Origin of the sequence: uncultured Jatrophihabitans sp. (genome assembly GCF_964246335.1) — a bacterium.
Classification (GTDB): Bacteria; Actinomycetota; Actinomycetes; order Mycobacteriales; family Jatrophihabitantaceae; genus Jatrophihabitans.
On the sequence record NZ_CAXTQF010000020.1, the window covers coordinates 17,405 to 40,655 of the forward strand.

The 23,251-nt window shown below is 69.0% G+C and carries 21 protein-coding genes and 2 tRNA genes; 13 read left to right on the forward strand and 10 right to left on the reverse strand.

Annotation, left to right across the window (positions count from 1 at the left end):
• Nucleotides 1-256: 256 nt before the first annotated feature.
• Nucleotides 257-1,375, forward strand: coding sequence for an N-acetylmuramoyl-L-alanine amidase (locus tag ACFFCN_RS08100; RefSeq protein WP_375490670.1), 1,119 nt, complete (start codon nt 257-259; stop codon nt 1,373-1,375).
• Between the two features lie 6 nt (nt 1,376-1,381).
• Here the strand turns inward: ACFFCN_RS08100 and ACFFCN_RS08105 are convergent, their stop codons facing one another.
• Both ACFFCN_RS08105 and ACFFCN_RS08110 read right to left on the reverse strand, forming a co-directional pair.
• The gene (locus ACFFCN_RS08105) at nt 1,382-2,047 is read right to left on the reverse strand and encodes a GNAT family N-acetyltransferase (protein ID WP_375490634.1); all 666 of its coding nucleotides are present in this window, start codon (nt 2,045-2,047) and stop codon (nt 1,382-1,384) included.
• 7 nt (nt 2,048-2,054) lie between these two features.
• Complete coding sequence (locus ACFFCN_RS08110) at nt 2,055-3,293, reverse strand: pyridoxal phosphate-dependent aminotransferase (RefSeq protein WP_375490635.1); 1,239 nt, start codon at nt 3,291-3,293, stop codon at nt 2,055-2,057.
• A gap of 74 nt (nt 3,294-3,367) precedes the next feature.
• On the opposite strand from ACFFCN_RS08110, the gene ACFFCN_RS08115 reads away from it, so the two are divergent.
• Nucleotides 3,368-3,985, forward strand: coding sequence for a nitroreductase family protein (locus ACFFCN_RS08115; RefSeq protein ID WP_375490636.1), 618 nt, complete (start codon nt 3,368-3,370; stop codon nt 3,983-3,985).
• On the opposite strand, the gene ACFFCN_RS08120 is transcribed toward ACFFCN_RS08115, so the two are convergent.
• The 8 genes from ACFFCN_RS08120 to rpmH all read right to left on the reverse strand — a co-directional run bounded on the left by ACFFCN_RS08120 (nt 3,949) and on the right by rpmH (nt 9,469).
• Nucleotides 3,949-5,064, reverse strand: a complete 1,116-nt coding sequence (locus tag ACFFCN_RS08120; protein ID WP_375490637.1) for a ParB/RepB/Spo0J family partition protein — start codon at nt 5,062-5,064, stop codon at nt 3,949-3,951. The genes ACFFCN_RS08115 and ACFFCN_RS08120 overlap by 37 nt on opposite strands.
• Nucleotides 5,061-6,167: a ParA family protein gene (locus ACFFCN_RS08125; RefSeq protein WP_375490638.1), complete on the reverse strand. Its 1,107-nt coding sequence runs from the start codon at nt 6,165-6,167 to the stop codon at nt 5,061-5,063. The genes ACFFCN_RS08120 and ACFFCN_RS08125 overlap by 4 nt, the downstream gene beginning before the upstream one ends.
• A complete protein-coding gene (rsmG, locus tag ACFFCN_RS08130) occupies nt 6,154-6,852 on the reverse strand; it encodes a 16S rRNA (guanine(527)-N(7))-methyltransferase RsmG (protein WP_375490639.1) in 699 nt (232 codons plus the stop codon). The genes ACFFCN_RS08125 and rsmG overlap by 14 nt, the downstream gene beginning before the upstream one ends.
• Before the next feature lie 10 nt (nt 6,853-6,862).
• Entirely contained in the window at nt 6,863-7,444 is a 582-nt protein-coding gene (locus tag ACFFCN_RS08135; RefSeq protein WP_375490640.1) for a protein jag, read from the reverse strand.
• Nucleotides 7,445-7,508: 64 nt separating this feature from the next.
• Nucleotides 7,509-8,627: a membrane protein insertase YidC gene (gene yidC, locus ACFFCN_RS08140; RefSeq protein WP_375490641.1), complete on the reverse strand. Its 1,119-nt coding sequence runs from the start codon at nt 8,625-8,627 to the stop codon at nt 7,509-7,511.
• Between the two features lie 10 nt (nt 8,628-8,637).
• Nucleotides 8,638-8,895 (reverse strand): membrane protein insertion efficiency factor YidD, encoded by a 258-nt coding sequence (gene yidD, locus ACFFCN_RS08145; RefSeq protein WP_375490642.1) that lies wholly within the window; start codon nt 8,893-8,895, stop codon nt 8,638-8,640.
• 53 nt (nt 8,896-8,948) lie between these two features.
• A complete protein-coding gene (gene rnpA / locus ACFFCN_RS08150) occupies nt 8,949-9,302 on the reverse strand; it encodes a ribonuclease P protein component (RefSeq protein ID WP_375490643.1) in 354 nt (117 codons plus the stop codon).
• Between the two features lie 29 nt (nt 9,303-9,331).
• Complete coding sequence (gene rpmH / locus ACFFCN_RS08155) at nt 9,332-9,469, reverse strand: 50S ribosomal protein L34 (protein WP_375490644.1); 138 nt, start codon at nt 9,467-9,469, stop codon at nt 9,332-9,334.
• Nucleotides 9,470-9,999: 530 nt separating this feature from the next.
• Between rpmH and dnaA the strand changes: the two genes are divergently transcribed.
• From dnaA to ACFFCN_RS08210, 11 genes are all read left to right on the forward strand, one after another.
• A complete protein-coding gene (gene dnaA, locus ACFFCN_RS08160; RefSeq protein WP_375490645.1) occupies nt 10,000-11,526 on the forward strand; it encodes a chromosomal replication initiator protein DnaA in 1,527 nt (508 codons plus the stop codon).
• Nucleotides 11,527-11,865: 339 nt separating this feature from the next.
• Nucleotides 11,866-13,017: a DNA polymerase III subunit beta gene (gene dnaN / locus ACFFCN_RS08165; protein WP_375490646.1), complete on the forward strand. Its 1,152-nt coding sequence runs from the start codon at nt 11,866-11,868 to the stop codon at nt 13,015-13,017.
• 46 nt (nt 13,018-13,063) lie between these two features.
• Nucleotides 13,064-14,242, forward strand: a complete 1,179-nt coding sequence (gene recF, locus ACFFCN_RS08170) for a DNA replication/repair protein RecF (protein WP_375490647.1) — start codon at nt 13,064-13,066, stop codon at nt 14,240-14,242.
• Nucleotides 14,243-14,327: 85 nt separating this feature from the next.
• Nucleotides 14,328-14,906, forward strand: coding sequence for a DUF721 domain-containing protein (locus tag ACFFCN_RS08175; protein ID WP_375490648.1), 579 nt, complete (start codon nt 14,328-14,330; stop codon nt 14,904-14,906).
• 341 nt (nt 14,907-15,247) lie between these two features.
• Entirely contained in the window at nt 15,248-17,299 is a 2,052-nt protein-coding gene (gyrB, locus tag ACFFCN_RS08180; RefSeq protein ID WP_375490649.1) for a DNA topoisomerase (ATP-hydrolyzing) subunit B, read from the forward strand.
• 139 nt (nt 17,300-17,438) lie between these two features.
• On the forward strand, nt 17,439-19,919 hold the full coding sequence (gene gyrA / locus ACFFCN_RS08185) for a DNA gyrase subunit A (RefSeq protein ID WP_375490650.1): 2,481 nt from the start codon (nt 17,439-17,441) through the stop codon (nt 19,917-19,919).
• Nucleotides 19,920-19,929: 10 nt separating this feature from the next.
• Complete coding sequence (locus ACFFCN_RS08190; RefSeq protein WP_375490651.1) at nt 19,930-20,634, forward strand: DUF3566 domain-containing protein; 705 nt, start codon at nt 19,930-19,932, stop codon at nt 20,632-20,634.
• Between the two features lie 63 nt (nt 20,635-20,697).
• Nucleotides 20,698-20,774, forward strand: a tRNA-Ile gene (locus ACFFCN_RS08195).
• Between the two features lie 7 nt (nt 20,775-20,781).
• Nucleotides 20,782-20,973, forward strand: coding sequence for a hypothetical protein (locus ACFFCN_RS08200; RefSeq protein ID WP_375490652.1), 192 nt, complete (start codon nt 20,782-20,784; stop codon nt 20,971-20,973).
• Nucleotides 20,974-21,033: 60 nt separating this feature from the next.
• A tRNA-Ala gene (locus ACFFCN_RS08205) sits at nt 21,034-21,106 on the forward strand.
• 177 nt (nt 21,107-21,283) lie between these two features.
• Nucleotides 21,284-23,221: a protease pro-enzyme activation domain-containing protein gene (locus ACFFCN_RS08210; protein WP_375490653.1), complete on the forward strand. Its 1,938-nt coding sequence runs from the start codon at nt 21,284-21,286 to the stop codon at nt 23,219-23,221.
• Nucleotides 23,222-23,251: the final 30 nt, after the last annotated feature.

The window sequence follows — 23,251 nt, forward strand, 5'->3', positions numbered from 1 at the left end:
CCCCCCCCCGGCCCCCGTCCACAACCCCTCTTAATCCCGGGGGCCGGCCCCCCCCCCCCCCCCCCCGCCGTAATCGTTTTCACCCCCTGCCGTACGGGCTCGTAGCCGGTTCCCCGGACGAGCACGCCACGGCCGGCGCCGTGATTCACGCAGCTGCGCCGGGCTGGTGCACAATGGCCTGTGCGCCTCGCGATGGTCACGCCGTCGGGTCGGGGCCGCGACCGCCGAACCCCCGAAGACGAGGCAACCGTTCGTGATGCAGCCGCTGCGCCGTGGCGACACCGGAAGTGCCGTCGCTGAGGTGCGTCGCATGCTCGCCTCCATCGGGCTGCTCGACAACACCGACCCGTACACCGCCGACCAGTTCGACGAGAACACCGAGCTCGCCGTCCGGCACTTCCAGCAGCGTCGTGGCATCTCGGTCAACGGGTGGGTCGCCGACGAGACCTACGCAACGCTGACGGGCGCGCACTGGCGCCTCGGTGATCGCGTGCTCGCCCATGAGGCGGCAGCCCTGCTCGTCGGTGACGACGTCGCCGCGCTACAGACCCAGGTCCTCGAACTGGGCTATCACCTGACCCGGGCCGACGGCGTGTTCGGCGTCCATACCGCCGCCGCCCTGCGCAGCTTCCAGCGCGACTACGGCCTGGTCCCCGACGGAATCTGCGGCCCGGCGACCCTGCTCGCGCTGCGCCAGCTGGGCCGGCGCGTCATGGGCGGCCGTCCGCAATTGCTGCGCGACCTCGTGGCCGTCGCCGACGCCGGTCCCAGCCTGCTCGGCAAACGCATCGTCCTGGACCCCGGCCACGGCGGCGACGACGCCGGGATCGTCGTGGACGACGTGCGCGAGGCCGACGTCGTCTGGGACCTCGCAAACCGCCTGGAGGGCCGCCTGTCGGCGCTGGGCGTACGTACCTGGCTGACCCGCGGCCCGCAGAACAGCGTCACCGCCGAACAGCGCGCGGACTTCGCCAACGACGTCGGGGCCGACCTCGTGCTGTCCCTGCACGTCGACGGGTTCAGCTCGCCGCGGGCCAACGGGGTCGCCGCCTACTTCTACGGCGCGGGGGAATCCGGCTCGACGATCGGCGAACGTCTTGCCGACCTCGTCCAGCGCGAAGTCGTCGCGCGCACCGGCATGCACGACAACCACATCCATGGCAAGACCTGGGCGATGCTGCGCCTGACCCGCATGCCGGCGGTGCGGGTCGAGATCGGGTACCTCACCTCCGCCGAGGACCGGCCCAAGCTGTGCAACCCGGCGTTCCGCGACACGATCGCCGAGGGGCTGCTCGTCGCCGTGCAGCGGCTGTATCTGCCCACGGCCGACGATCCGCCCACCGGCGCCATGCGGATGCCGGCCGTCGCCTCGTAGGCGCAGTCACCGCTCCCGGGACGAGTAGGCCGACGAGCCGGACAGCAGCGGCTTCTGCCAGGACGACAGCAGCCGGTCGATGGCACCTTCGACGTCGGCCAGCCAGGAGGCGGTGCTGCGGATGTCGAGGCGTAGCCGCGGCGTTCGGGGATGGGCCCGGACGGTCTTGAAGCCGACCGCGCGCAGGTAGTCGGCCGGCAGCAGGCAGCCCACCTCGTCCGATGCCCGGCCGCTCGGGCCGCGGTCGGTGGCGGTATTGCCAAAGGCTTCGATGGCGCGGATCCCGCGCCGCGCGATGTCCCGGGCGACCGCCTGCACCAGGATGCGCCCGAGTCCGGTGCCCCGGCACTGCGGGTCGAGGCGGGCGGTCATCAGCAGCACCGCGTCCGGTGACACCGGCGACGTCGCGAACGCCGCGGCCCGCGGCACGTAGGCCGCAGGCGCGAAGAGCACGTACCCGGCGGGCTGCTCGTCGACGAACAGCACCTGCCCGCAGGTCCCCCATTCCAGGAGCGTGTCCGAGACCCACGCTTCCTTCTCGAGTGCGCCGGCGCCCTCAGCGTGCGTGGTGTCGCCGGCGGCGGGATCGAGTTCCCAGAAGACGCACGAGCGGCACGGCTGCGCGAGCGCGGACATGTTGTCCAGCGTGATGCCCTCGAGCCGTCGTGCCATGGCCTGCCTACAGGTCGCCGCGGTAGTCGGCGAGGAAGTCGCCGAGCCGGCCGATCGCGTCGATGAGGTCGTCCGTGCGCGGCAGCGTCACGATGCGCAGGTGATCGGCGTCGGGCCAGTTGAACCCGCTGCCCTGCACCACCAGCACGTGCTGTGCGCGCAGCAGCTCGAGTACGAAACGCTGGTCGTCCGCGATCGGATGCACCTCGGGATCGAGGCGCGGGAACACGTACAGCGCGCCCTGCGGCGTGAAGCAGCTGACGCCGGGGATGGCTCCGAGCGCCTTGACCGCGGCGTCGCGCTGCTCCAACAGCCGGCCACCGGGGAGCACGAGCTCGTTGATGCTCTGCCGGCCGCCCAGCGCGATCTGCACGGCGTGCTGGGCCGGCACATTGGCGCACAGTCGCATGTTGGCAAGGATCGTGATGCCCTCGAGGTAGCTGCGCGCGTGGGCCTTCGGGCCGGTGACCAGCAGCCAACCGGACCGGAACCCGGCGACCCGGTACGCCTTGGACAGTCCGCTGAAGGTCAGCGTGAAGACGTCGGGAGCGAGCGCCGCGATCGACAGGTGCTCCGCGTCCTCGTAGAGGATCTTGTCGTAGATCTCGTCGGCGAGTACGACGAGTTCGTGCTCGCGAGCGAGTTCAGCGATCTGCTCGAGCGTCTGCGCCGAGTACACCGCGCCGGTCGGGTTGTTCGGGTTGATCACCACGATGGCCTTCGTGCGGTCGGTGATCTTGGCACGCAGGTCGTCGATGTCCGGCTGCCAGCCGGCTGTCTCGTCGCAGCGGTAGTGCACCGGCCGGCCACCGGCAAGCTGCGTCGACGCCGTCCACAACGGGTAGTCCGGCATCGGAACGAGGACTTCGTCGCCGTTGTCCAACAGCGCCTGCAAGCTGATGCTGATCAACTCGCTGACGCCGTTGCCCAGCCACACGTCGTCGACGTCGTCGACGTCCATCCCGCGCTGTTGGTAGTGCTGGACGATCGCGGTGCGCGCGGACAGCAGCCCCTGCGAGTCGGAGTAGCCCTGCGCCTGCGGCAGGTTGCGCACCACGTCGACCAGGATCTCGTCCGGTGCTTCGAAACCGAAGGGTGCCGGATTGCCGATGTTGAGCTTGATGATCCGCCGGCCCTCTTCCTCGAGCCGCTTCGCCTCCTCGAGCACCGGTCCGCGGATGTCGTAGCAGACGTCGCGCAGTTTGCTCGACTGACTCAGGTCTCGGCGGTGCGGTGAGGTCGGCACCGTCTCACGATCGCACATGCACCCCCGCTCGGGCAGCGAGTTAACAGACGTACGCGCGGGTCCACACTGCAGTCATGGAACTTGCCGACGCCGTGCGCAGCCGACGGATGACCCGCTCCTACGACCCGGACCGGCAGGTGCCCCGCGAGCAGATCGACGAACTGCTCGAACTGGCCCTCCGGGCGCCGTCGGCGGGCCATACCCAGGGTTGGGATTTTCTCGTACTGGCTGACATAACGTCACGCGCTCGATTCTGGTCCGCGACGTCCGGCGCCGAGCCGGCCGATACCTGGCTGACGCGGATGCGCACTGCGCCGGTTCTTGTCGTCTGTCTGTCCGATCGCGACGCCTACCTGGACCGGTACGCCGAGCCGGACAAGGGCTGGACCGACCGCGACGTCGCCCGCTGGCCGATCCCCTATTGGCATGTCGACGTGGGCATGGCGGCGATGATCTTGCTCCTCGCGGCGCAGGATGCGGGCCTGGCCGCCTGCTTCTTCGGGGTGCCGAGCGAGCGGTGGCCAGCGCTGTTCGCCGAGTTCGGCATCCCCGCCGACCGGTGCGCCGTCGGCGTGGTCAGCCTCGGCCATCGCGCGCCGGACGTGCGCTCGCCGTCGTTGAAGCGCGGGCGCCGGCCGTTCGCCGAGGTCGTGCACTACGAGACGTTCGGGCCGGCCGATCCGGATGGCTGACCGGTGGTGTCCGGGGCAGTCGCCCGTGTGCTGATCCCCGGCGCCATGAGTGCGACGATCCGCTCGAGGTCGTCGATCGAGGCGAACTCGACCGAGATGCGGCCCTTGCGACGTCCGATATCCACCCGCACCCGGGTGTCGAAGACGTCGGCGAGCCGGTCCGCGAGATCGGCGGCGCCCGGAGCGACGAGGCTGCGGGTCGCGGGCTTGCGCGGCGTCTTGGTGGTACCGCCGGCGCGCGCCAGCGTGACCAGCTCCTCGGTCGCGCGGACCGACAACCCCTCGGCGACGATCCGCGCGGCCAGCTCGTCCTGCGCTTCGGCGTCCTCGAGGGCCAGCAACGCCCGAGCGTGACCGGCCGACAGCACGCCCGCAGCGACCCGCCGCTGAACCGCAACCGGCAGGTTGAGCAACCGGATGGTATTGGAAATTTGCGGGCGGCTACGGCCGATGCGCTGCGCCAGCTCCTCGTGCGTCGTGCCGAACTCGCCGAGCAGCTGGTGGTAAGCCGCGGCCTCTTCCAACGGGTTGAGCTGCGCGCGATGGATGTTCTCCAACAACGCGTCGCGAAGCATGGCGTCATCGGCCGTCGAGCGCACGATCGCGGGAATGACATCCAGGCCGGCGGCGGTCGCGGCGCGCAGGCGCCGCTCCCCCATGACGAGCTCGTAACTGGAGTGCGCGGTGTCGCGGCGCACCACCACCGGCTGCAGCACACCGAACTCGCGGATGGAGTGCGTCAGTTCGTCAAGCGCGTCGTCGTCGAAGACCTGACGTGGCTGCTTGACGTTCGCGCGGATGTCGCCGACCGGGAGCAGGGCGAACTCCGCCCCCGGAACCGGCGCGAAGTCCTCGGCCGTAGCCGGTGTCTCGTGCCCCTCCGCCGCAGCGTCCGCCGCAGCGTCCGGCGCAGCGTCCGGCGCAGCCGTGGATGCCTGGGCAGGCTGCTTGTTGCTGTCGGGCAGGCCCGGTTCTGCCTCGGACACGTCCGTGCGCCCGGCGTCGGCCGCCGGAGGAGCCGTCGGGATGAGCGCTCCCAGCCCCCGCCCGAGTCCGCCGCGACGCTGCTTGTTGCTCATGTAGTGCCTTCCTGCGTCGCCGCGACGCTGTGGCTCGAGTCCGGTGTGCCGGCAGTGTCATCCACATCGGCGCCGCTTGCCTCGGCGTCGGCCGACTCCGGTGCGCCGCGTTGCGCGATCTCCCGTGCGGCCTGCAGGTACCGCACTGCCCCGCGCGAACCCGGGTCGTACGTCATGACGGTCTGCCCGAAGCCCGGCGCTTCGGAGACACGGACGTTGCGCGGGATCATCGGCTCGAGCACCAGCGGGCCGAAGTGCCGTCGGACCTCCTCGGCGACCTGGTCTGCGAGACGGGTCCGGCTGTCGTACATCGTGAGCAGCACGGTAGTGACCTCGAGGGACGGATTCAGGTGCGACGTCACCAGTTCGACGGTGTTCATCAGCTGCGCCAGGCCCTCGAGCGCGTAGTACTCGCATTGGATCGGGATGAGCACCTCGCGGGCGGCCACCAGCGCGTTCAGGGTCAGTAGCCCGAGGGACGGCGGGCAGTCGACGATCACGTAATCGATGCGCGACTTCGCATCCGCGTGCGTCACCTCCTCGAGGTAAGCGTTGAGCGCGCGCTGCAGCCGGTACTCACGAGCGACCTGGGAGGTCAGCTCGATGTCGGCGCCGGCCAGATCCAAGGTGGCGGGCACGCAGGACAGGGTCGGCAGGCCCTCCGCGCCATGCATCACCTCGGCAATCGGCCGGCCACCGAGCAGGACGTCGTAGACGGAGGGCGTCCCCACGGCATGGTCGACGCCCAGCGCGGTGCTGGCGTTGCCCTGTGGATCCAGGTCGATGAGCAGGACCTGGAGCCCGTGCGCAGCCAGCGCAGCCGCGAGGTTGACCGCAGACGTCGTCTTGCCCACGCCGCCCTTCTGATTGGCGACGGTGAGGACGCGTGGCGCCGCCGGGCGGGGCCAGCGCTCTTGACGCACGTTCTGCACCTGAACCGCTTGCGCAGCTTCGCGGGCGATGGGCGTGTCGAAGCTGGTTTCACGTGAAACACCACCTGCGGCCAGCTCATCCCCCGTTGTTGTTTCACGTGAAACCGGCTCGCTCGATGCATCGGTCGCTGTCGCTGTTTCACGTGAAACCGCGCCGTCAAAGTCTGACATCACGCTCCACGCCTCCCCGGCCTCGCCTACGCACCGCGCGTTCGACGGTTATTACGAAAGATCCGTCGCCTGTCGGCATGGTCCCGACGCTTGCCGCGCGAGCATCCACTCGCACCTGACTCGTCAACGCAGCGGCCTCATCGGGTGCCGATTGGCCCTTCAGGGCCAGCAGCCGTCCGCCGTCGGCAAGCAGTGGTAGGCACCATGTCACCAAGCGGTCCAGCGGCGCAACAGCCCGAGCCGTCACCCATTCCGCTCCGCCTACGGAGCTGCGAATCTGCGCTTCCTCGGCACGGCCGCGATGAACCCGCACGCGACCCGTCAGCCCGAGGAGGCCGATCGTCTCCTGCAGGAACGTCGTCCGGCGCAACATCGGCTCCACCAGGTCGACCTGCAGATCCGCCCGGGCGATCGCCAGAACGAGGCCGGGCAGGCCCGCGCCACTGCCCACATCCACGACTCGGGCATTCACCGGCAGATATGCGCTCAGGGCGGCGCAGTTCAGCAGATGCCGCGTCCACAACCGTGGCACCTCGCGCGGGCCGAGCAGACCCCGCACCACCCCGGCGTCTGCGAGCTGATCGGCGAACCGTATGGCGATGTCGCGGCGCGCACCGAATACCGCGGCGGCGGCGCTCGCGACGTGCGGATCCGCGAGTTCGGTGTCGACCTGCGAGCCGCTCACGGCACGCACGTCACCGACTGACGAGCACGACCACGCGGCGGTTCGGCTCCTCACCCTCGGATTCGCTGACGACGCCGTCGATGTCAGCGACGGCGTCGTGCACGACCTTGCGTTCGAAGGGGTTCATTGGCGTCAACCGGGCCGGCTCCCCGGAGCCCTTGACCCGTTCGGCGGTCTCGACTGCGAGCGTGCGTAGCTGCTCGCGCCGGGCCTGCCGGTGCCCGCTCACGTCGAGCATCAGCCGGCTGCGTGAGCCGGTCTGCTGCGCAACGGCGAGACGGGTCAGTTCCTGCAGGGCATCGAGGGTCTCGCCGTGCGCGCCGACCAAGGAGCGCAGGTCGCTGCCGACGACGGCGACCACCGCACGGTCGTTCTCCACGTCGAGGTCGATGTCGCCGTCGTAGTCGGCGATGTCGAGCAGGCGTTCCAGGTAGTCCGCGGCGATGTCGCCCTCGCGAACCAGCAAGTTGTCACCGGTCGACGAGTCGTCGTCGACACGGGCGGCACCATCGGGCTGATCCGCGGCCTGACCGACCTGGTCGCCGGCTGCTTCGAGATCCACACTGGTGGTGTCGAGGTCCGTATCACTCACTGTCTGTCCGATCCTTTCGCCATAACGGGCGTTGCGTCGTCGTGCGCTGGTCGTTGGTTGGCGGTCAGCGCCGTTTCTTGGCCTGGGTGGGCCGTTTGGCCGGTGGCCGCTTGCCGTTGCCGCCGCGATTGGGCCGCTGCCCGGGTCGCGGCGTGGTCGACCCAGCAGCGGACGCGGCGCTCGCGTTGCGCGCACCGTCTGCCGACTTTGCCTTGTCCAGGCTCGTCTTAGCGGTGCCGTCGTCGGTGTCGGCAGCGGCCCCAGGACGGTCGGTGCTCCGGCTCACGCCTGCCGGCCGGCCGTTGCGCACCGGGCGCTGGCCAGGCCTGGGGGCAAGCGTCTTGCCGAGCTGGCCCACCGGGGCGACCGGCTCGTCGGTGGGTGGGTGGTAGCGAATGATGTACGCCTGCTGGCCGAGGGTCCACAGGTTGCTGGTGAACCAGTACAACAGCACGCCGAGCGGGAAGTTGAACAGCAGCCCGGAGGCCAGCGTGCCCACCGGGATCAGGTAGAGCATCAGCTTCTGCACCGTCGCCGCGGTGCCCTCGGGCGCGGACGTGGCGTTGCGCCGGACGAGCAGCTGCGTGCCGAACGTCGCCGAGGAGCTGATGATCAGCAGGATCACCAGCGTGATCCTGGTCGGTGTCGCGTCGCCGCCCAGGGTCCGGATCAGGTCACTCGAGTCGTGGAACGAGGCGGCCAGTGGGGCATTGAAGATCTTCGCGCGGGCGGCGTCGAGCGTCTCGGTCCTGCTGAACGTATAGATGTGCAGGTTCTGCGGCACACGCTTCTGGTACGACTCCGACGCCGCGGCGGCCAGGTGGCGCAGCACGTGGTACAGCCCGATGAACACCGGGATCTGCAGCAGCATCGGCAGGCAACCGGACAGCGGGTTGAAGCCCTCTTCCTGCTGCAGCGCCATCATCTCGCGGTTCAGCGCGGCGCGGTCGTCCTTGTACTTCTCGCGCAGCTTCTGGATCTTCGGCTGCATCTTCTGCATGTTGCGCGTGTAGTGCACCTGCTTGATGAACAGCCGGAACAGCAGCACGCGCGCAGTGATGACCAGGAAGACGATCGACAGGGCCCAGCCGAAGCCGCTGGACTGGCTGAAGCCGAGCGCGGTGAACAGCTGGTGCCAGCGCAGCAACACCCAGGACACCGCGGTGTACAGAAAGTCAAGCACTCAACTACTCCTAGGCCGCGCGGGACGGGGCCGGCAACGGGGGCATCGGGTTCTGCGCGTCAACGTGCGCGGGGACCGGGTCGTGCCCGCCGCGGTGCCACGGATGGCAGCGCAGCACCCGACGTAGTGCCAGCCAGCTCCCGCGCGCGGCGCCGTGGACCGTGATCGCCTCGACGGCGTACGCGCTGCAGCTGGGCGTGAAGCGGCAGACCGGCGGGCGGATCGGGCTGATCGCCGTGCGGTAGCCGGTCAACAGCCACAACAGCACCGAAGCGACCGGTCCACGGCCGGAACCGGACGGTGCAGGGCCGAGCGCGGCATTCATCGACGACCGGCAAGCGTTGTGAGGGCGCGTTCGAGGTCCCGGCCGAGTTCGACGGACGTTGCCCGCGCCGCGCTCGGCAACGCCCGCACCACGGTGTTGCTCTGCTCGGGCAGCCGGTCCAGGCGCATCGCGAATTGCGCGCGCAGTCGGCGACTAACCCGATGCCGCACCACGCTGGGCCCGACGCTGCGGCCGACGATCAACCCGACCCGCGGTGCGGCGTCGTCGCCCGCGTCGGTCACCCGCACCGTCTGGTGCACGACCACCCGGCCGTTGCGCACGCGCGCGCCACTACGCACGGCCGAGGAAAAGTCGGACGAGCGGCGCAGACGATTCGCTGACGGCAGCATGGGGCCCAGCGGTTGAGCGCGATCGGCTGTCAGGCCGACAGCTTGCCGCGGCCCTTGCGGCGGCGCGCGGCGATGATTCCGCGGCCGGCGCGCGTGCGCATCCGCAGCCGGAAGCCGTGGGTCTTCGCGCGGCGGCGGTTGTTCGGCTGGAAGGTGCGCTTGCTCACGGTCGAACTCTCTTCGCTGGTAGTCGATCGGCGCACGTGGCCACGCTGGTGTGGCCTGTAACGAGCGACGACGGTTCGTGCCGACGCAGCGGCACAAACGCAGTAACGGTACGGATCGCAGGTCACGAAGGTCAAACCGGCCTGCGCCGAATCGCCCTCGCGACCACGACCAATTGTGCCGCTCGGGCAGGACACGCCGCGCCGGAAATACGACACGCCGTTGCCTATTGTTCACCGGCGCAAGCGCTGCTAATTTTCCCCACCGTCACTCCTCACCGAGCGACACCGCAAGCGCTCCCGCAGGTTCCGCAGGCGCGGCCCTCGGCACGGAGCCGGTGTCGCGTCGGCGCCTTTCGTGCACAGTCTGTGGAGAAGTCTGTGGATTTCGACGACCCCACGGCTCGTGAGAGGCTGCACCCCGCACCAACTGCACTGCCCGTGGCCGCGCGGCCGCCGGCGACACCACCACCGTGGCCGTCACCGCAGCGAGGCAACGACCGCACGAACAGCGACATGGAGTGAACCTCCCCGTGGATGACAGCGTCGAACTTGCGACCGTCTGGGCCAAAGCACGGCACCGTTTCGACGACCCGTCCATCCGTCCGCAGCACAAGGCGTGGATCGGCCTGACGAAACCGGTCGGCCTCTTCGAGGACACCGCCCTGCTCGCCGCGCCCAACGACTACGCGCGCGACTACCTGGAAAACCGGGTGCGGTCGTTGATCGCGGCCGTGCTGTCGGAGGAACTCGGCCGCGACATCCACGTCGCGGTCACCGTGCAGACGCCGGACCCGAACGCGGACGAACCCGACGGCGACCGCACCGGCAGCGGCTATGACGAACTCACCGGGGAGAACTTCGGGCTCGACGCCGCTGGACTCGAGGACGGCGAACCGCCCGACGACGACGGTCCGGACGCCGCGGAGTTCGCCGACGACGCCCGCACCGAGTACGCCGGCGGCATCGGCCGGCTCAACGGGTCCTACCGGCCGCGGCACCACTCGGACAGCGAGCACGACAAAGAAGCGCGGCTGAACCCGAAGTACACCTTCGACACGTTCGTCATCGGCTCGAGCAACCGGTTCACGCACGCCGCCGCTGTGGCCGTCGCCGAGGCGCCGGCACGTGCGTACAACCCGCTGTTCATTTACGGCGACTCAGGGCTGGGCAAGACGCACCTGCTGCACGCCATCGGGCACTACGCCCGTCGCCTGCAACCCGGACTGTCGACGCGCTACGTGTCCAGCGAAGAATTCACCAACGAGTTCATCAACTCGGTGCGCGACGACAAGATGCAGGCGTTCCAAAGTCGTTACCGCAACGTCGACGTGCTGCTCATCGACGACATCCAGTTCCTCGAACGCGCCGAACGCACGCAAGAGGAGTTCTTCCACACGTTCAACACGCTGCACAACGCGAACAAGCAGATCGTCATCAGCTCGGACAAGTCGCCACGCCAGTTGAACTCCCTGGAGGACCGGCTGCGCACCCGCTTCGAGTGGGGGTTGATCAGCGACGTCCAGGCTCCCGACCTCGAGACCCGCATCGCGATCCTGCGCAAGAAGGCGGCGCAGGAAGGCATGGACCCACCACCGGACGTCCTCGAGTTCATCGCCACGCGCATCCAGAGCAACATCCGCGAGCTCGAAGGTGCACTGATCCGGGTGACGGCCTTCGCCGGACTCAACCAGCAGGCGGTCGAGCTCGGACTGGCCGAGCGGGTACTCAAGGATCTCGTCGGCGAGAGCGACGCGCCGGAGATCAGCGCAACGCAGATCATGGTCGTCACCGCCGAGTACTTCGACGTCAGCATCGACGACCTGACCGGCAGCTCGCGCAGCCGCGTCCTGGTGGGCGCGCGGCAGATCGCCATGTACCTGTGCCGGGAGCTGACCGACCTCTCGTTGCCGAAGGTCGGGGAGAAGTTCGGCAATCGCGATCACACCACGGTCATGCACGCCGAGCGCAAGATCAAGGCGCAGATGGCCGAGCGGATGACGACCTACAACCAGATCGCCGAGCTGACCAGCCGCATCAAGTTGCGTGCCCGCTCGTGATCGCTTCGGCCGCTGCACCGGGCGCCTTCGTGCACCGTCCACACGATGTGGGCATCTCTGTGGACAACGCCGCGCTTAATGTGGACGACACCGTCGCATCATCTGATGTGCACCGGTCATCCGCAGACGGGCCATGGTTTTGCAGCCTGTCGTCCACAGCCGCCACGAGCCTGCAGGCTAGCGTCTACCGGGGTCGAGCGCGCTCGTCCACAGCATCCACAGATGCGAAGACGACAGACGAGACTGCTTAATCATGAGAGGCAACGACCCGAACGTTCACCCGGTGGACAGTGGGGACACGAGCACGGCCGACAGGTCGATGACGGGCAGGAGTGCACAGTGAAGTTCCGGGTGGAGCGCGACGCGCTCGCCGACGCCGTCACGTGGGCCGCACGAAGTCTGGCCAGCCGACCCACGCTGCCGGTCCTCGCCGGCCTGCTGCTCAAGGTGTCGGGCGACTCCCTGACGCTGTCCGGTTTCGACCTCGAGGCATCGACGGAGGTCGACCTGCCGGTCAGCGCCGGTGACGACGGCACCGCACTGGTCTCCGGTCGTCTGCTGGCCGACATCACCCGGGCGCTGCCCCCGCATCCGGTGGACGTCGCCCTCGACGGCGCACGCCTGTCGATCAGCTGCGGTGCGGCGCGGTTCACGCTGCCGACCATGCCGGTCGACGACTACCCGTCCCTGCCGTCGATGCCCACCACTGCCGGAACCGTGGTCGGCGCGGAGTTCGCGGCCGCGGTGGGGCAGGTGGCGATCGCTGCGGGGCGCGACGACACCCTGCCGATGCTCACCGGTGTGCGGCTCGAGATCGCCGGCGACAAGCTCACGCTCGCCGCCACCGACCGTTACCGGCTCGCCGTCCGTGAGCTGACGTGGAGCCCCGGCGACCCGAACGCCGCCGACGTGCAGGTGCTGGTGCCCGCTCGCACCCTCGCCGACGCCGCGAAGAGCCTGGCGCACACCGAGTCGCTGACGATCGCCCTCGCCGGCGGTGATGCCGGCAGCGGGATCATCGGGTTCACCGGCACGACCAACGCCAAGGTCGCCAGCGCGAGCCGCGCCACGACCCGGCTGCTCGACGCCACGTTCCCGCCCTACCGATCTCTGCTGCCCTCCGAGTGGGCGTCGAGTGCGGAGATCAGTGTCGCGGCGCTGACCGAGGCTGTGCGCCGCGTCGCGCTCGTCACCGACCGCAACGCACCGGTGCGGATGGAGTTCGGCGACGCATCGGTCTCCCTGACCGCCGGCGGCGACGACTCCGGCGACGGCGGACGTGCCGAGGAGCGGCTCGAGGTCGCCTACGACGGTGACCCGATCACCACGGCGTTCAACCCGCAGTTCCTGCTCGACGGGCTCGGCGCGCTGAACACCGGGACGGCCCGAATGCTGTTCACGTCGTCCACCAAACCGGTCGTGCTGCGGCCGGAGGCTGCCGACGGCGCGGACTACACCTACCTGATCATGCCGGTGCGGCTGCCCGGATGATCCGGGCGCGGACGCCAGTCGCACCCGGGCAGCCGGACTCGGTCTAGTGCACGTCCGGCACCTGCAGGTCGCCGACTTCCGTAGCTGGGCCGGTGTCGACGTGGCTCTGGACACCGGGCCGTCCGTGCTGACCGGCGCGAACGGGCAGGGCAAGACGAACCTCGTCGAGGCCGTCGGCTTCCTCGCCACCCTCGCCAGCCACCGGGTCGGCACCGACGCGCCGCTGGTGCGCATGGGTGCGGAGCGGGCGGTGGTGCAAGCGGCGGTGGTGGCCGACGGCCGGGAGTTGCGCGTCGAGGTGCAGATCGTGCCCGGCCGGGCGAACAAGGCGTCGCTGAACGGCTCGCCCGTCTCCCGGCCGCGCGAGATCCTCGGGATCGTGCGGACGGTGCTGTTCGCACCGGAGGACCTCGCGATCGTGCGCGGCGATCCCGGGGAGCGACGCCGGTTCCTCGACGACCTCGTCGTGACCCGCAGCCCGCGGATGGCCGGTGTACGCGCGGACTACGAACGCGTGCTCAAGCAGCGCGCGGCACTGCTGAAGACGGCCGGTGCGGCCCGGCGCACGGGCGGCGCCGACCTGCGGACCCTCGACGTCTGGGACGGCCACCTGGCCGCGCACGGCGCGCAGCTGCTGCGGGCCCGACTCGATGCCGTCGCCGATCTGCAGCCGGTGGCGTCGGCGGCCTACGCGCAGGTCGCCGTCGACGCCGACCCGCTGACGCTGCGCTACCGAAGCGCCGTCCTCAACCCCGGGGACGGCACGCCGGACGTCGGTGCGGTCGCTGAGGGCGCCGACGTCCCCACGCTCGAGCAGACCCTGCTGACGCACCTCGAGCGGATGCGGTCCAGCGAGCTGGACCGCGGTGTCAATCTCGTCGGCCCGCATCGCGACGACCTCGACCTGGCGCTCGGCGTGCTGCCGGTGCGCGGCTATGCCAGCCACGGCGAGGGCTGGTCGGTCGCGCTGGCGCTGCGGCTGGGCAGTTACGAGCTGTTGCGCGCCGACGCCTTGCCCGGCGGCGATCCGATCCTCATCCTGGATGACGTGTTCGCCGAGCTCGACAGCCGTCGCCGCGAACAGCTCGCCCATACGGCGGCGAAGGCCGAGCAGGCGATCATCACCGCGGCGGTGCCCGAAGACGTTCCGCGCGAGCTGTCCGGCGCGCACTACGTCGTCACGGCCGCGACACCGGACGAGCCGGGGTCGGTACGCCGTGCGTGATGCCGACGCGGACGACGCAGACGACCTGAACGAGACGCCGCTCACAGGGTTTTCCACAGATCGTCGTGGACAAAGCGGTCAGTCTGTGGACGACCAGACGGCGGACGAGGGCGACGAGGACGTCGTCACCGACCCGGTGGCGGCAGCGCTGGCCGACGCGCGCAGCATCGTCGCCCGGTCCCCGCAGCGGTACGTGCGCCGCGATCGCGATGCTGCGCGGCGCACCCGCGGCGAGAACCTGCGCGGTCGCCGCGGCGCACCGCCCGGAGCCGGTCGCGGCGGGTACTCCGGCGCCGGGCCCGACGCGCGCGCCCCGCAACGCGTCGGCAGCGTCCTGTCCGGCTATCTCGACGAACGCGGCTGGGACCGGCCGATCGCCCAGGCCCGGGTATTCGCAGAATGGCCGGCACTGGTCGGGGCGGACGTCGCGGCGCATTGCACGCCGCAGTCGTTGGCCGAGGGCGAGCTGCGCATCGCCGCGGAATCCACGGCGTGGGCCACCCAGCTGCGGCTGCTGTCGGCGACCCTGCTCGCGCGGCTCGTCGCCGAGCTCGGCACCGACGTGGTCACCAAACTGCGGATCAGCGGGCCGAGCGCGCCGAGCTGGAAGCACGGCAACCGGTCGGTCCGCGGGGCGCGCGGGCCGCGCGACACCTACGGCTGACCTCACCTCACGACGCCTTCCCACCCAGGATGGTCGCGAAATCGGCCCGATCAGCGACCACCGCGGGTGGGAAGGCGTGCCGGAGCGGTGAAACGGCTGATCGCGCCGAGAACGCGCGGACCCTGGGTTTGTGTGGGATCCCGCAAGAAAGCCCTCGCAATGCGTCAGCGGCCGAATGAGGCCGCGTCCTGACGGAGATTGTCGGACGGATCGGCTAGACTGGACGCTGGCTTCGCCAACCGGCGGGCGGGACGCATGACTGCGTCCGAGGCCCGTTCACGGTACCGGTGAACCCCCGGATGATCCGTGTCGCCGCGCCCCGGCGAGAGAGGTATGTGCCTGTGACCAGCACCCCCGCCAAGTCCGCGAACACCCCCACCAGGTCGGCATCGAACGGCGCCGGGAAGGGCGCGGCCAAGAACGCCTACAGCGGTAGCTCGATCACGGTGCTCGAAGGGCTCGAGGCGGTTCGTAAGCGCCCGGGCATGTACATCGGTTCGACGTCCGAGCGGGGTCTGCACCACCTCGTGTGGGAGGTCGTGGACAACTCCGTCGACGAAGCGCTGGCCGGTTATGCCGACCGCATCGAGGTCACTCTGCTCGCCGACGGCGGCGTCCGGGTCGTCGACAACGGCCGCGGCATGCCGGTCGACATGCACCCGCAGCAGAAGCGGCCCACCGTCGAGGTCATCCTGACCGTGCTGCACGCCGGCGGGAAGTTCGACGGCAAGGCCTACGCGGTGTCCGGCGGTCTGCACGGCGTCGGCGTGTCCGTGGTCAACGCGTTGAGCCACCGGCTCGAAGTCGCGATCGACCGCGACGGGTTCAGTTGGACGCAGCCCTACGTCGATCAGAAGCCGGCCGAGCCGTTGAAGAAGGGCGCAGCCACGAAGCGCACCGGCACCGGCGTCACCTTCTGGGCCGACCCGAACATCTTCGAGACCACCAAGTACGACTTCGAGACCATCCGGCGCCGGATCCAGGAGTACGCATTCCTGAACAAGGGGCTGACGATCGTGCTGCGCGACGAGCGCACCTCCGAGATCGTCGACGAGGACGACGCCACGGCCGACTCCGCGCCGGCGAAGGTCCGCGAGTTGACCTACAGCTACGCCGACGGCATTGCCGATTTCGTGCGCCACATCAACCGCACGAGCGACAAGGAGCCGATCCACAAGAACGTCATCTCCTTCGCCGACGACGACAAGGAGAAGGCGCTCTCCGTCGAGATCGCTATGCAGTGGAACAAGTCGTTCGCCGAGAGCGTGCACACGTTCGCGAACACGATCGCCACCATCGAGGGCGGCACCCACGAAGAGGGTTTCCGTGCCGCGTTGACCACCGTCGTCAACCGGTGGGCCGTCACGAACAAGATGGTCAAGGACACCAAGGAGGACCGGCTCACCGGCGACGACATCCGTGAGGGTCTCGCCGCGATCATCTCGATCAAGCTCGGCGAGCCGCAGTTCGAAGGACAGACCAAGACCAAGCTCGGCAACTCGTCGGCGAAGACTTTCGTGCAGTCGGTCTGCAACGACTACCTGGGCCGCTGGTTCGACGCCAATCCCGCCGAGGCGAAGCGGATCGTCACGAAGATGACGCAGGCCGCGCGGGCCCGCAAGGCCGCGCAACAGGCCCGCAAGCTCGCCCGCAAGGACGCCATGAACACGATGGGCATGCCGGGCAAGCTCGCCGACTGCCGCTCCACCAACCCCGGCGAGAGCGAGCTCTACATCGTCGAGGGTGACTCGGCCGGTGGTTCGGCCAAGCAGGCGCGCAACAGTCAGTTCCAGGCCATTCTGCCGATCCGCGGAAAGATCATCAACGTCGAGAAGTCGCGCATCGACCGCGTGCTGCAGAACAACGAGGTGCAGTCGCTGATCACCGCGCTGGGCACCGGCATCCACGACGAATTCGATCTCGCCAAGCTGCGCTATCACAAGATCGTGCTGATGGCTGACGCCGACGTCGACGGTCAGCACATCACCACGCTGCTGCTGACGCTGCTGTTCCGCTTCATGCGCCCGCTGATCGAGGCCGGCCACGTCTACCTCGCCGCCCCGCCGCTGTACAAGATTAAGTGGAGCAAGGGCGAGCCGGACTACGTCTACTCCGAGAAGGAGCGCGACGCGTTGGTGAAGGAGGGTCTGGAAGCCAACCGCAAGCTGGCCAAAGAAGACCCGATCCAGCGGTACAAGGGTCTCGGCGAGATGAACGCACGGGAGCTGTGGGACACCACCATGGACCCGGCCCACCGCATCCTGCGCCTGGTGACGCTCGACGACGCCGCCACGGCCGACGAACTGTTCAGCGTGTTGATGGGTGAGGACGTCGAAGCCCGCCGGTCGTTCATCATCCGCAACGCCAAGGATGTGCGGTTTCTTGACATCTGAGTTCGAGGGCTTGGTGGCTTGCTTCGGGCGGTCAGGCTTGATCCCTTCACCGTGATCATTCGCTGGAACCCCGAGGCAACGACGAGCCTGAAGCGTTGCTGGAACGAGACGACAAGAGTTAAGGGCCGGAGAGGCGGACATGACTGACACCACGGACCTGGGTGGAGACCGGATCGAGCCGGTCGATCTCCAGTCGGAGATGCAGCGCAGCTACATCGACTACGCGATGTCGGTCATCGTCGGACGCGCACTGCCCGACGTGCGCGACGGCCTCAAACCGGTACACCGCAAGATCCTCTACGGCATGTACGACTCCGGCTTCCGCCCGGACCGCAACTACGTCAAGTGCGGCCGTGTCGTCGGCGACGTCATGGGCAACTACCACCCGCACGGTGACGGTGCGCTCTACGACACGTTGGTCCGGATGGCCCAGACGTGGTCCATGCGGCACCCGCTCATCGACCCGCAGGGCAACTTCGGCTCACCGGGCAACGACCCGGCTGCGGCCTACCGGTACACCGAGTGCCGGCTGCTGCCGCTGGCGATGGCGATGCTCGCCGACATCGACGAAGAGACCGTCGACTTCGTCCCGAACTACGCCGGCAACACCACCGAGCCGGTCATCCTGCCGGCCCGCTTCCCGAACCTGCTCGTCAACGGCTCCGAGGGCATCGCCGTCGGCATGGCCACCCGCATTCCGCCGCACAACCTGCGCGAGGTGGGCGCCGGTGTCGCCTGGGCACTCGACCACCCGGACGCCACCAGCGAGGAGCTGCTCGAGAAGTTGATCGAGCTCGTGCCCGGGCCCGACTTCCCGACCCGCGCCTTGATCGTCGGCCGGGACGGCATCGAGGACGCATACCGCACCGGCCGCGGCTCGATCCGCATGCGGGCCGTCGTCGACGTCGAGGAGGACGAGAAGCGCGGCGGCGGCACGCAGCTCGTGGTCACCGAGCTGCCCTACCAGGTCAACCCGGACAACCTCGTGCAGTCGATCGCCGAGCTCGTCCGGCTCGGCAAGCTGTCCGGCATCCGGGCCATCGAGGATCACTCGGACCGCGACACCGGCTTGCGGCTGGTCATCAAGCTCTCTCGTGACGGTGTGGCCAAGGTCGTGCTGAACAACCTGTTCAAGCACACCCAGCTGCAGACGACGTTCGGCGCGAACATGCTGGCGATCGTCGACGGCGTGCCGCGCACGCTGCGCATCGACCAGTTCGTGCAGCACTACGTCGACCACCAGGTCGAGGTCATCGTCCGGCGCACCCGCTACCGGCTGCGCAAGGCCGAGGAGCGCGCGCACATCCTGCGCGCGCTGCTCAAGGCGTTGGACCAGCTCGACGCCGTCATCGCGCTCATCCGCAACGCGCCGTCGGCCGATGACGCCCGTGGCGGCCTGATGGAACTGCTCGAGATCGACGAGCTCCAGGCGACCGCGATCCTCGACCTGCAGCTGCGCCGCCTCGCCGCGCTCGAGCGCAACCGCATCATCGAAGAAGCTGCGGAGATCGAGGCCCGGATCGCCGATCTGAACGACATCTTGGCCAAGCCCGGCCGGCAACGGCAGATCATCCGCGACGAGATGACCGAGATCGTCGACAAGTACGGCGACGAGCGCCGGACCCGGATCATCCCGCACGACGGCGACATGTCGATGGAAGACCTCATCGCGCAGGAAGACGTCGTCGTCACCATCACCCGCACCGGCTACGCCAAGCGCACCAAGACCGACCTCTACCGTGCGCAGAAGCGGGGCGGCAAGGGCGTGCAGGGTGCCGGGCTGCGCACCGACGACATCGTGGCGCACTTCTTCGTCACCTCGACGCACGACTGGATCCTGTTCTTCACGAACAAGGGCCGGGTGTACCGCGCGAAGGCCTACGAGCTGCCCGAGGCGAACCGCAACGCCCGCGGCCAGCACGTCGCGAACCTGCTGGCCTTCCAGCCGGACGAGACGATCGCCGACGTCATCACCTTGAAGAACTACGACGCCGCGCCGTACCTCGTGCTGGCCACCAAGCACGGGCTCGTCAAGAAGACCAAGCTGACCGAATTCGACTCCAACCGCACCGGCGGCCTGATCGCGATCAATCTGCGCGACGACGACGAGCTCATCGACGCGGCGTTGATCTCCGCAGACGACGACCTGCTGCTGGTCAGCCGCAGGGCGATGTCGATCCGGTTCACCGCCGACGACGACGCCCTGCGCCCGATGGGCCGCGCCACCTCAGGCGTGTTCGGCATGCGGTTCAACGACGGCGACGAGCTGCTGTCGATGGTCGTGGTGCGCGACGAGGAGACCGAAATCTTGGTCGCAACTGAGGGTGGGTACGCAAAGCGGACACGGGTCGGCGAGTATCCGGTCCAAGGTCGGGGAGGCAAGGGCGTGCTGACCGCGCGTATCGTGTCAACCCGAGGTGGCCTCGTCGGCGCGGTCGCGGTGGCTCCGAAGGATGAGATCTACGCGATCACATCCGACGGCGTCGTCATCCGCACCACCGCAGCACAGGTGCGGCGAGCGCAGCGGCAGACGATGGGCGTTCGGCTGATGAACCTGCCGGACGGCGTCAATGTCGTTGCGGTCACCCGCAACGCCGACGAGCCGGACGAGCAGGAGTGAACGGAGCGACATGACGCAACCGCCCCGCAACGGGCAGAGCGCGCCAGCCGACACCGAGTCTTCTGCTCGGCGTCAGTCGGGTGCGTCCGGCTCCGGGACGCCGGCCGGCTGGGGAACGACGTCGACCATGGACGGCACCCCCTACGGCCGGCCCGGGGAGTCACCGCAGGGTCTCGGTGCGTCGAGTGCCGCGCCACGCCACGACGACGCGCCCACCGCCAACGTCCCCCTCGTGCAGGGCAGTCGCGCACCGGGCGCACCGGCACGCACCGCAGGCCGCCCGGCCACCGCACCGGCCGGCCCCGCGACCAAGACCGCGTCCGGGGGCGCCGGCCACGCTGCTGCGCGCAGCAGCCGGGCGCGTGGGCCCCGCCGCGCGCGGTTGCAATTGCGCCACATCGATCCGTGGACGGTGCTCAAGTTCTCCTGCGTCCTGTCCATCGCGCTGTTCTTCGTCTGGCTGATCGTCATCGGTGTGCTCTTCGGTGTGCTCGACGGCGCCGGGATCATCAGCAAGATCAACAACACCGTGACGACCATCAACGGGTCGGGGTCCAACCCGCCCGTCACCGCCGGCGTCGTCTTCGGCAGCGCGGCGATCATCGGCGTCGTCAACATCGTGCTGTTCATCGCGCTGTCGACGATCGGCTCGGTGGTCTACAACCTGTGCGCAGATCTGGTAGGCGGCATCGAGGTCACGCTTTCCGAGCGGTGAGCGCGACCGATACCGGTTTGGTCGCCGCAAGACGCGCCGGATACGCTGACTCGTCGCGTTCGCGGGCCTGTAGCTCAGTCGGTTAGAGCGCATCCCTGATAAGGATGAGGTCGGAGGTTCAAGTCCTCCCAGGCCCACCATGGCGCCATGCAGGCGCACAGTGAGCCGGTGCATCCGCACCGGACGCACACCTCGGAGGTAGCCATGCCCAGGCCGATCGTCGTCGCCGCTGCAGCGGCCGTGGCCGGGCTGGTCGCCGCCGTCGGCGCCCGACGCCGCCAGGCCCAGGCCGACGCCGAACTGCTCTGGCGCGAGGCCACGGCCGACGCCTCGCGCTGACCAGCTCCCTGCGCGCGTCGCGCAACGGGGGCTGTAACGTGCTGGGATCTCGAGTACGACGGGGCCTTAGCTCAGTTGGTAGAGCGCTGCCTTTGCAAGGCAGATGTCAGGAGTTCGAATCTCCTAGGCTCCACACCCTGAAACTTTCTGCTGCCCTAACGCGTCGCGGACGGCAACTACGTGACATGCAGGAAGCGGTCACCCCCCGTCGCGCACACGGGCAGCAACCGTGCTTAGGTGAGAATTCGGTATTACATATGAGATGCCGGACTATTTGCACCTCGCACGAGGTCTACCGGAGGGTTTGTCGATGTACAGACGCACCATCACCGCGGTAGGGGTTACCGCGACCACGGTGCTCGCCACCGCGCTCACCGGGATGGGGTCCGCCGTGGCCGCACCATCCTCGGCGAGCGCGAAAGCGGTGCCGAACTCGAAGCCGAGCTGGGTTGCGCACACGCACCGGCTCGGCCATGCGGGCCAGCACGCCGGCGTACACGCCCGGGTGTATCTGGCTCCGCGCGGGGGCACCGTGGCGTTGCAGCAGGCCGCCTCGGCGATCAGCACGCCCGGCAGCGCGAGCTACCACAAGTTCCTGACCGCAGCGCAGTACCACCAGCGCTTCGACGCAACCGCCACGAGTGTGCACGCCGTCACCTCGTTCCTGCGCAAGTCCGGCCTCAAGGTCACCGGCACCGCGGCGCACAACCGATACGTCACCGTCTCCGGCACCGTCACGCAGGCCGAGCACGCGTTCGGTGCGAAGATCGGCCGCTATCACCACGCGGGGCGCACCGTCCAAGCCCCGGAAAGCGCGCTCAAGGTGCCCGCCGGCGTCTCGTCCAGCGTGCTCGCGGTCTCCGGGCTGGATACGACGCCCGCCAAGGTCACCCCGACGAGCAAGCAGGACGCGCCGCCGCCCGCCGGCTTCCGCAATGCGCGCCCGTGCTCGACCGCGTACGGCGATCTCGCGGCGACCTACCAACAGGATTACAAGACCAAGCTGCCGAAGTTCCAGGGCAAGACGCTGCCCTACGCGGTGTGTGGCTACACCGGACCGCAGTTCCGAGCGGCCTACGAGGGCGGCACGGCCCTGGACGGGACCGGCGCGACCGTCGGCATCATCGACGCGTACGCGGCGCCGACCATCGTCAAGGACACGACGACCTACGCGAACAACCACGCCGACGCGCCGTACGCCAAGGGCCAGTACACGCAGACGGTGCCGAAGTCGTTCACCCACGCCGCGCCGGACGACTGCGACGCATCGGGCTGGTACGGCGAGCAGACGCTCGACGTCGAGGCCGTGCACGCGATGGCGCAGGGTGCGAAGATCCACTACTACGGCAGCAAGTCGTGCTACGACCTCGGTGACACGCTGCAGCAGGTCGTGGACGACAACAAGGTCGACATCGTCACCGACTCGTTCGGCGACGCCGGCGAGGTCGGCATCAGCAGCGCCGACATCGCTGCGGAGAACAACACCTTCATGCAGGCGGCCACCCAGGGGATCAGCTTCCTGTTCTCCTCGGGCGACGAGGGCGACGAGGCAGCCGACATCGGCTACAAGTCGGCCGACTTCGAGGCCAGCGACCCGTACGTGACCGCTGTCGGCGGCACGGCAACGGCGATCGCCGCGAAAGAGGCTCCCGACGGCAGCGTGCAGTACTACCGCAAGTTCGACACCGGCTGGGGCACGGACAAGTACTCGCTGTCCAGTGACGGCAAGAGCTGGACCGCGAACGGATACCTGTACGGCGCGGGCGGCGGCACGTCGACGCTGTTCAACCAGCCGAGCTACCAGGCCGGCATCACGCCGGACGGCGGCCGCCAGGTCCCGGACGTCGCAATGGACGCCGACCCGACCACCGGCATGCTGGTCGGTGAAACGCAGACGTTCAGCACCGGGGTGCAGTACGACGAGTACCGCATCGGCGGCACCAGCCTGGCGTCTCCGCTGTTCGCCGGCATGACCGCGCTCGCGGTGCAGCACGCCGGCAAGCGCGCCGGGTTCCTGAACCCGACGATCTACAAGAAGCGGGCAACAGCGTTCACCGACGTCAAGGGCACGCCGCCGGATGCCGGCAACGTGCGCGTCGACTACGCCAACACCGAGAACGGCAAGGACGGGTATGTGTACTCGATCCGCACGTTCAACCAGGACAGCAGCCTGCAGGTCAAGCAGGGCTGGGACAACGTCACCGGTGTCGGTGTGCCGAACACGAAGTGGTTCAGCACACTCGGCTGACGCAACTGGCGAACGATCACTCGGCCCCCG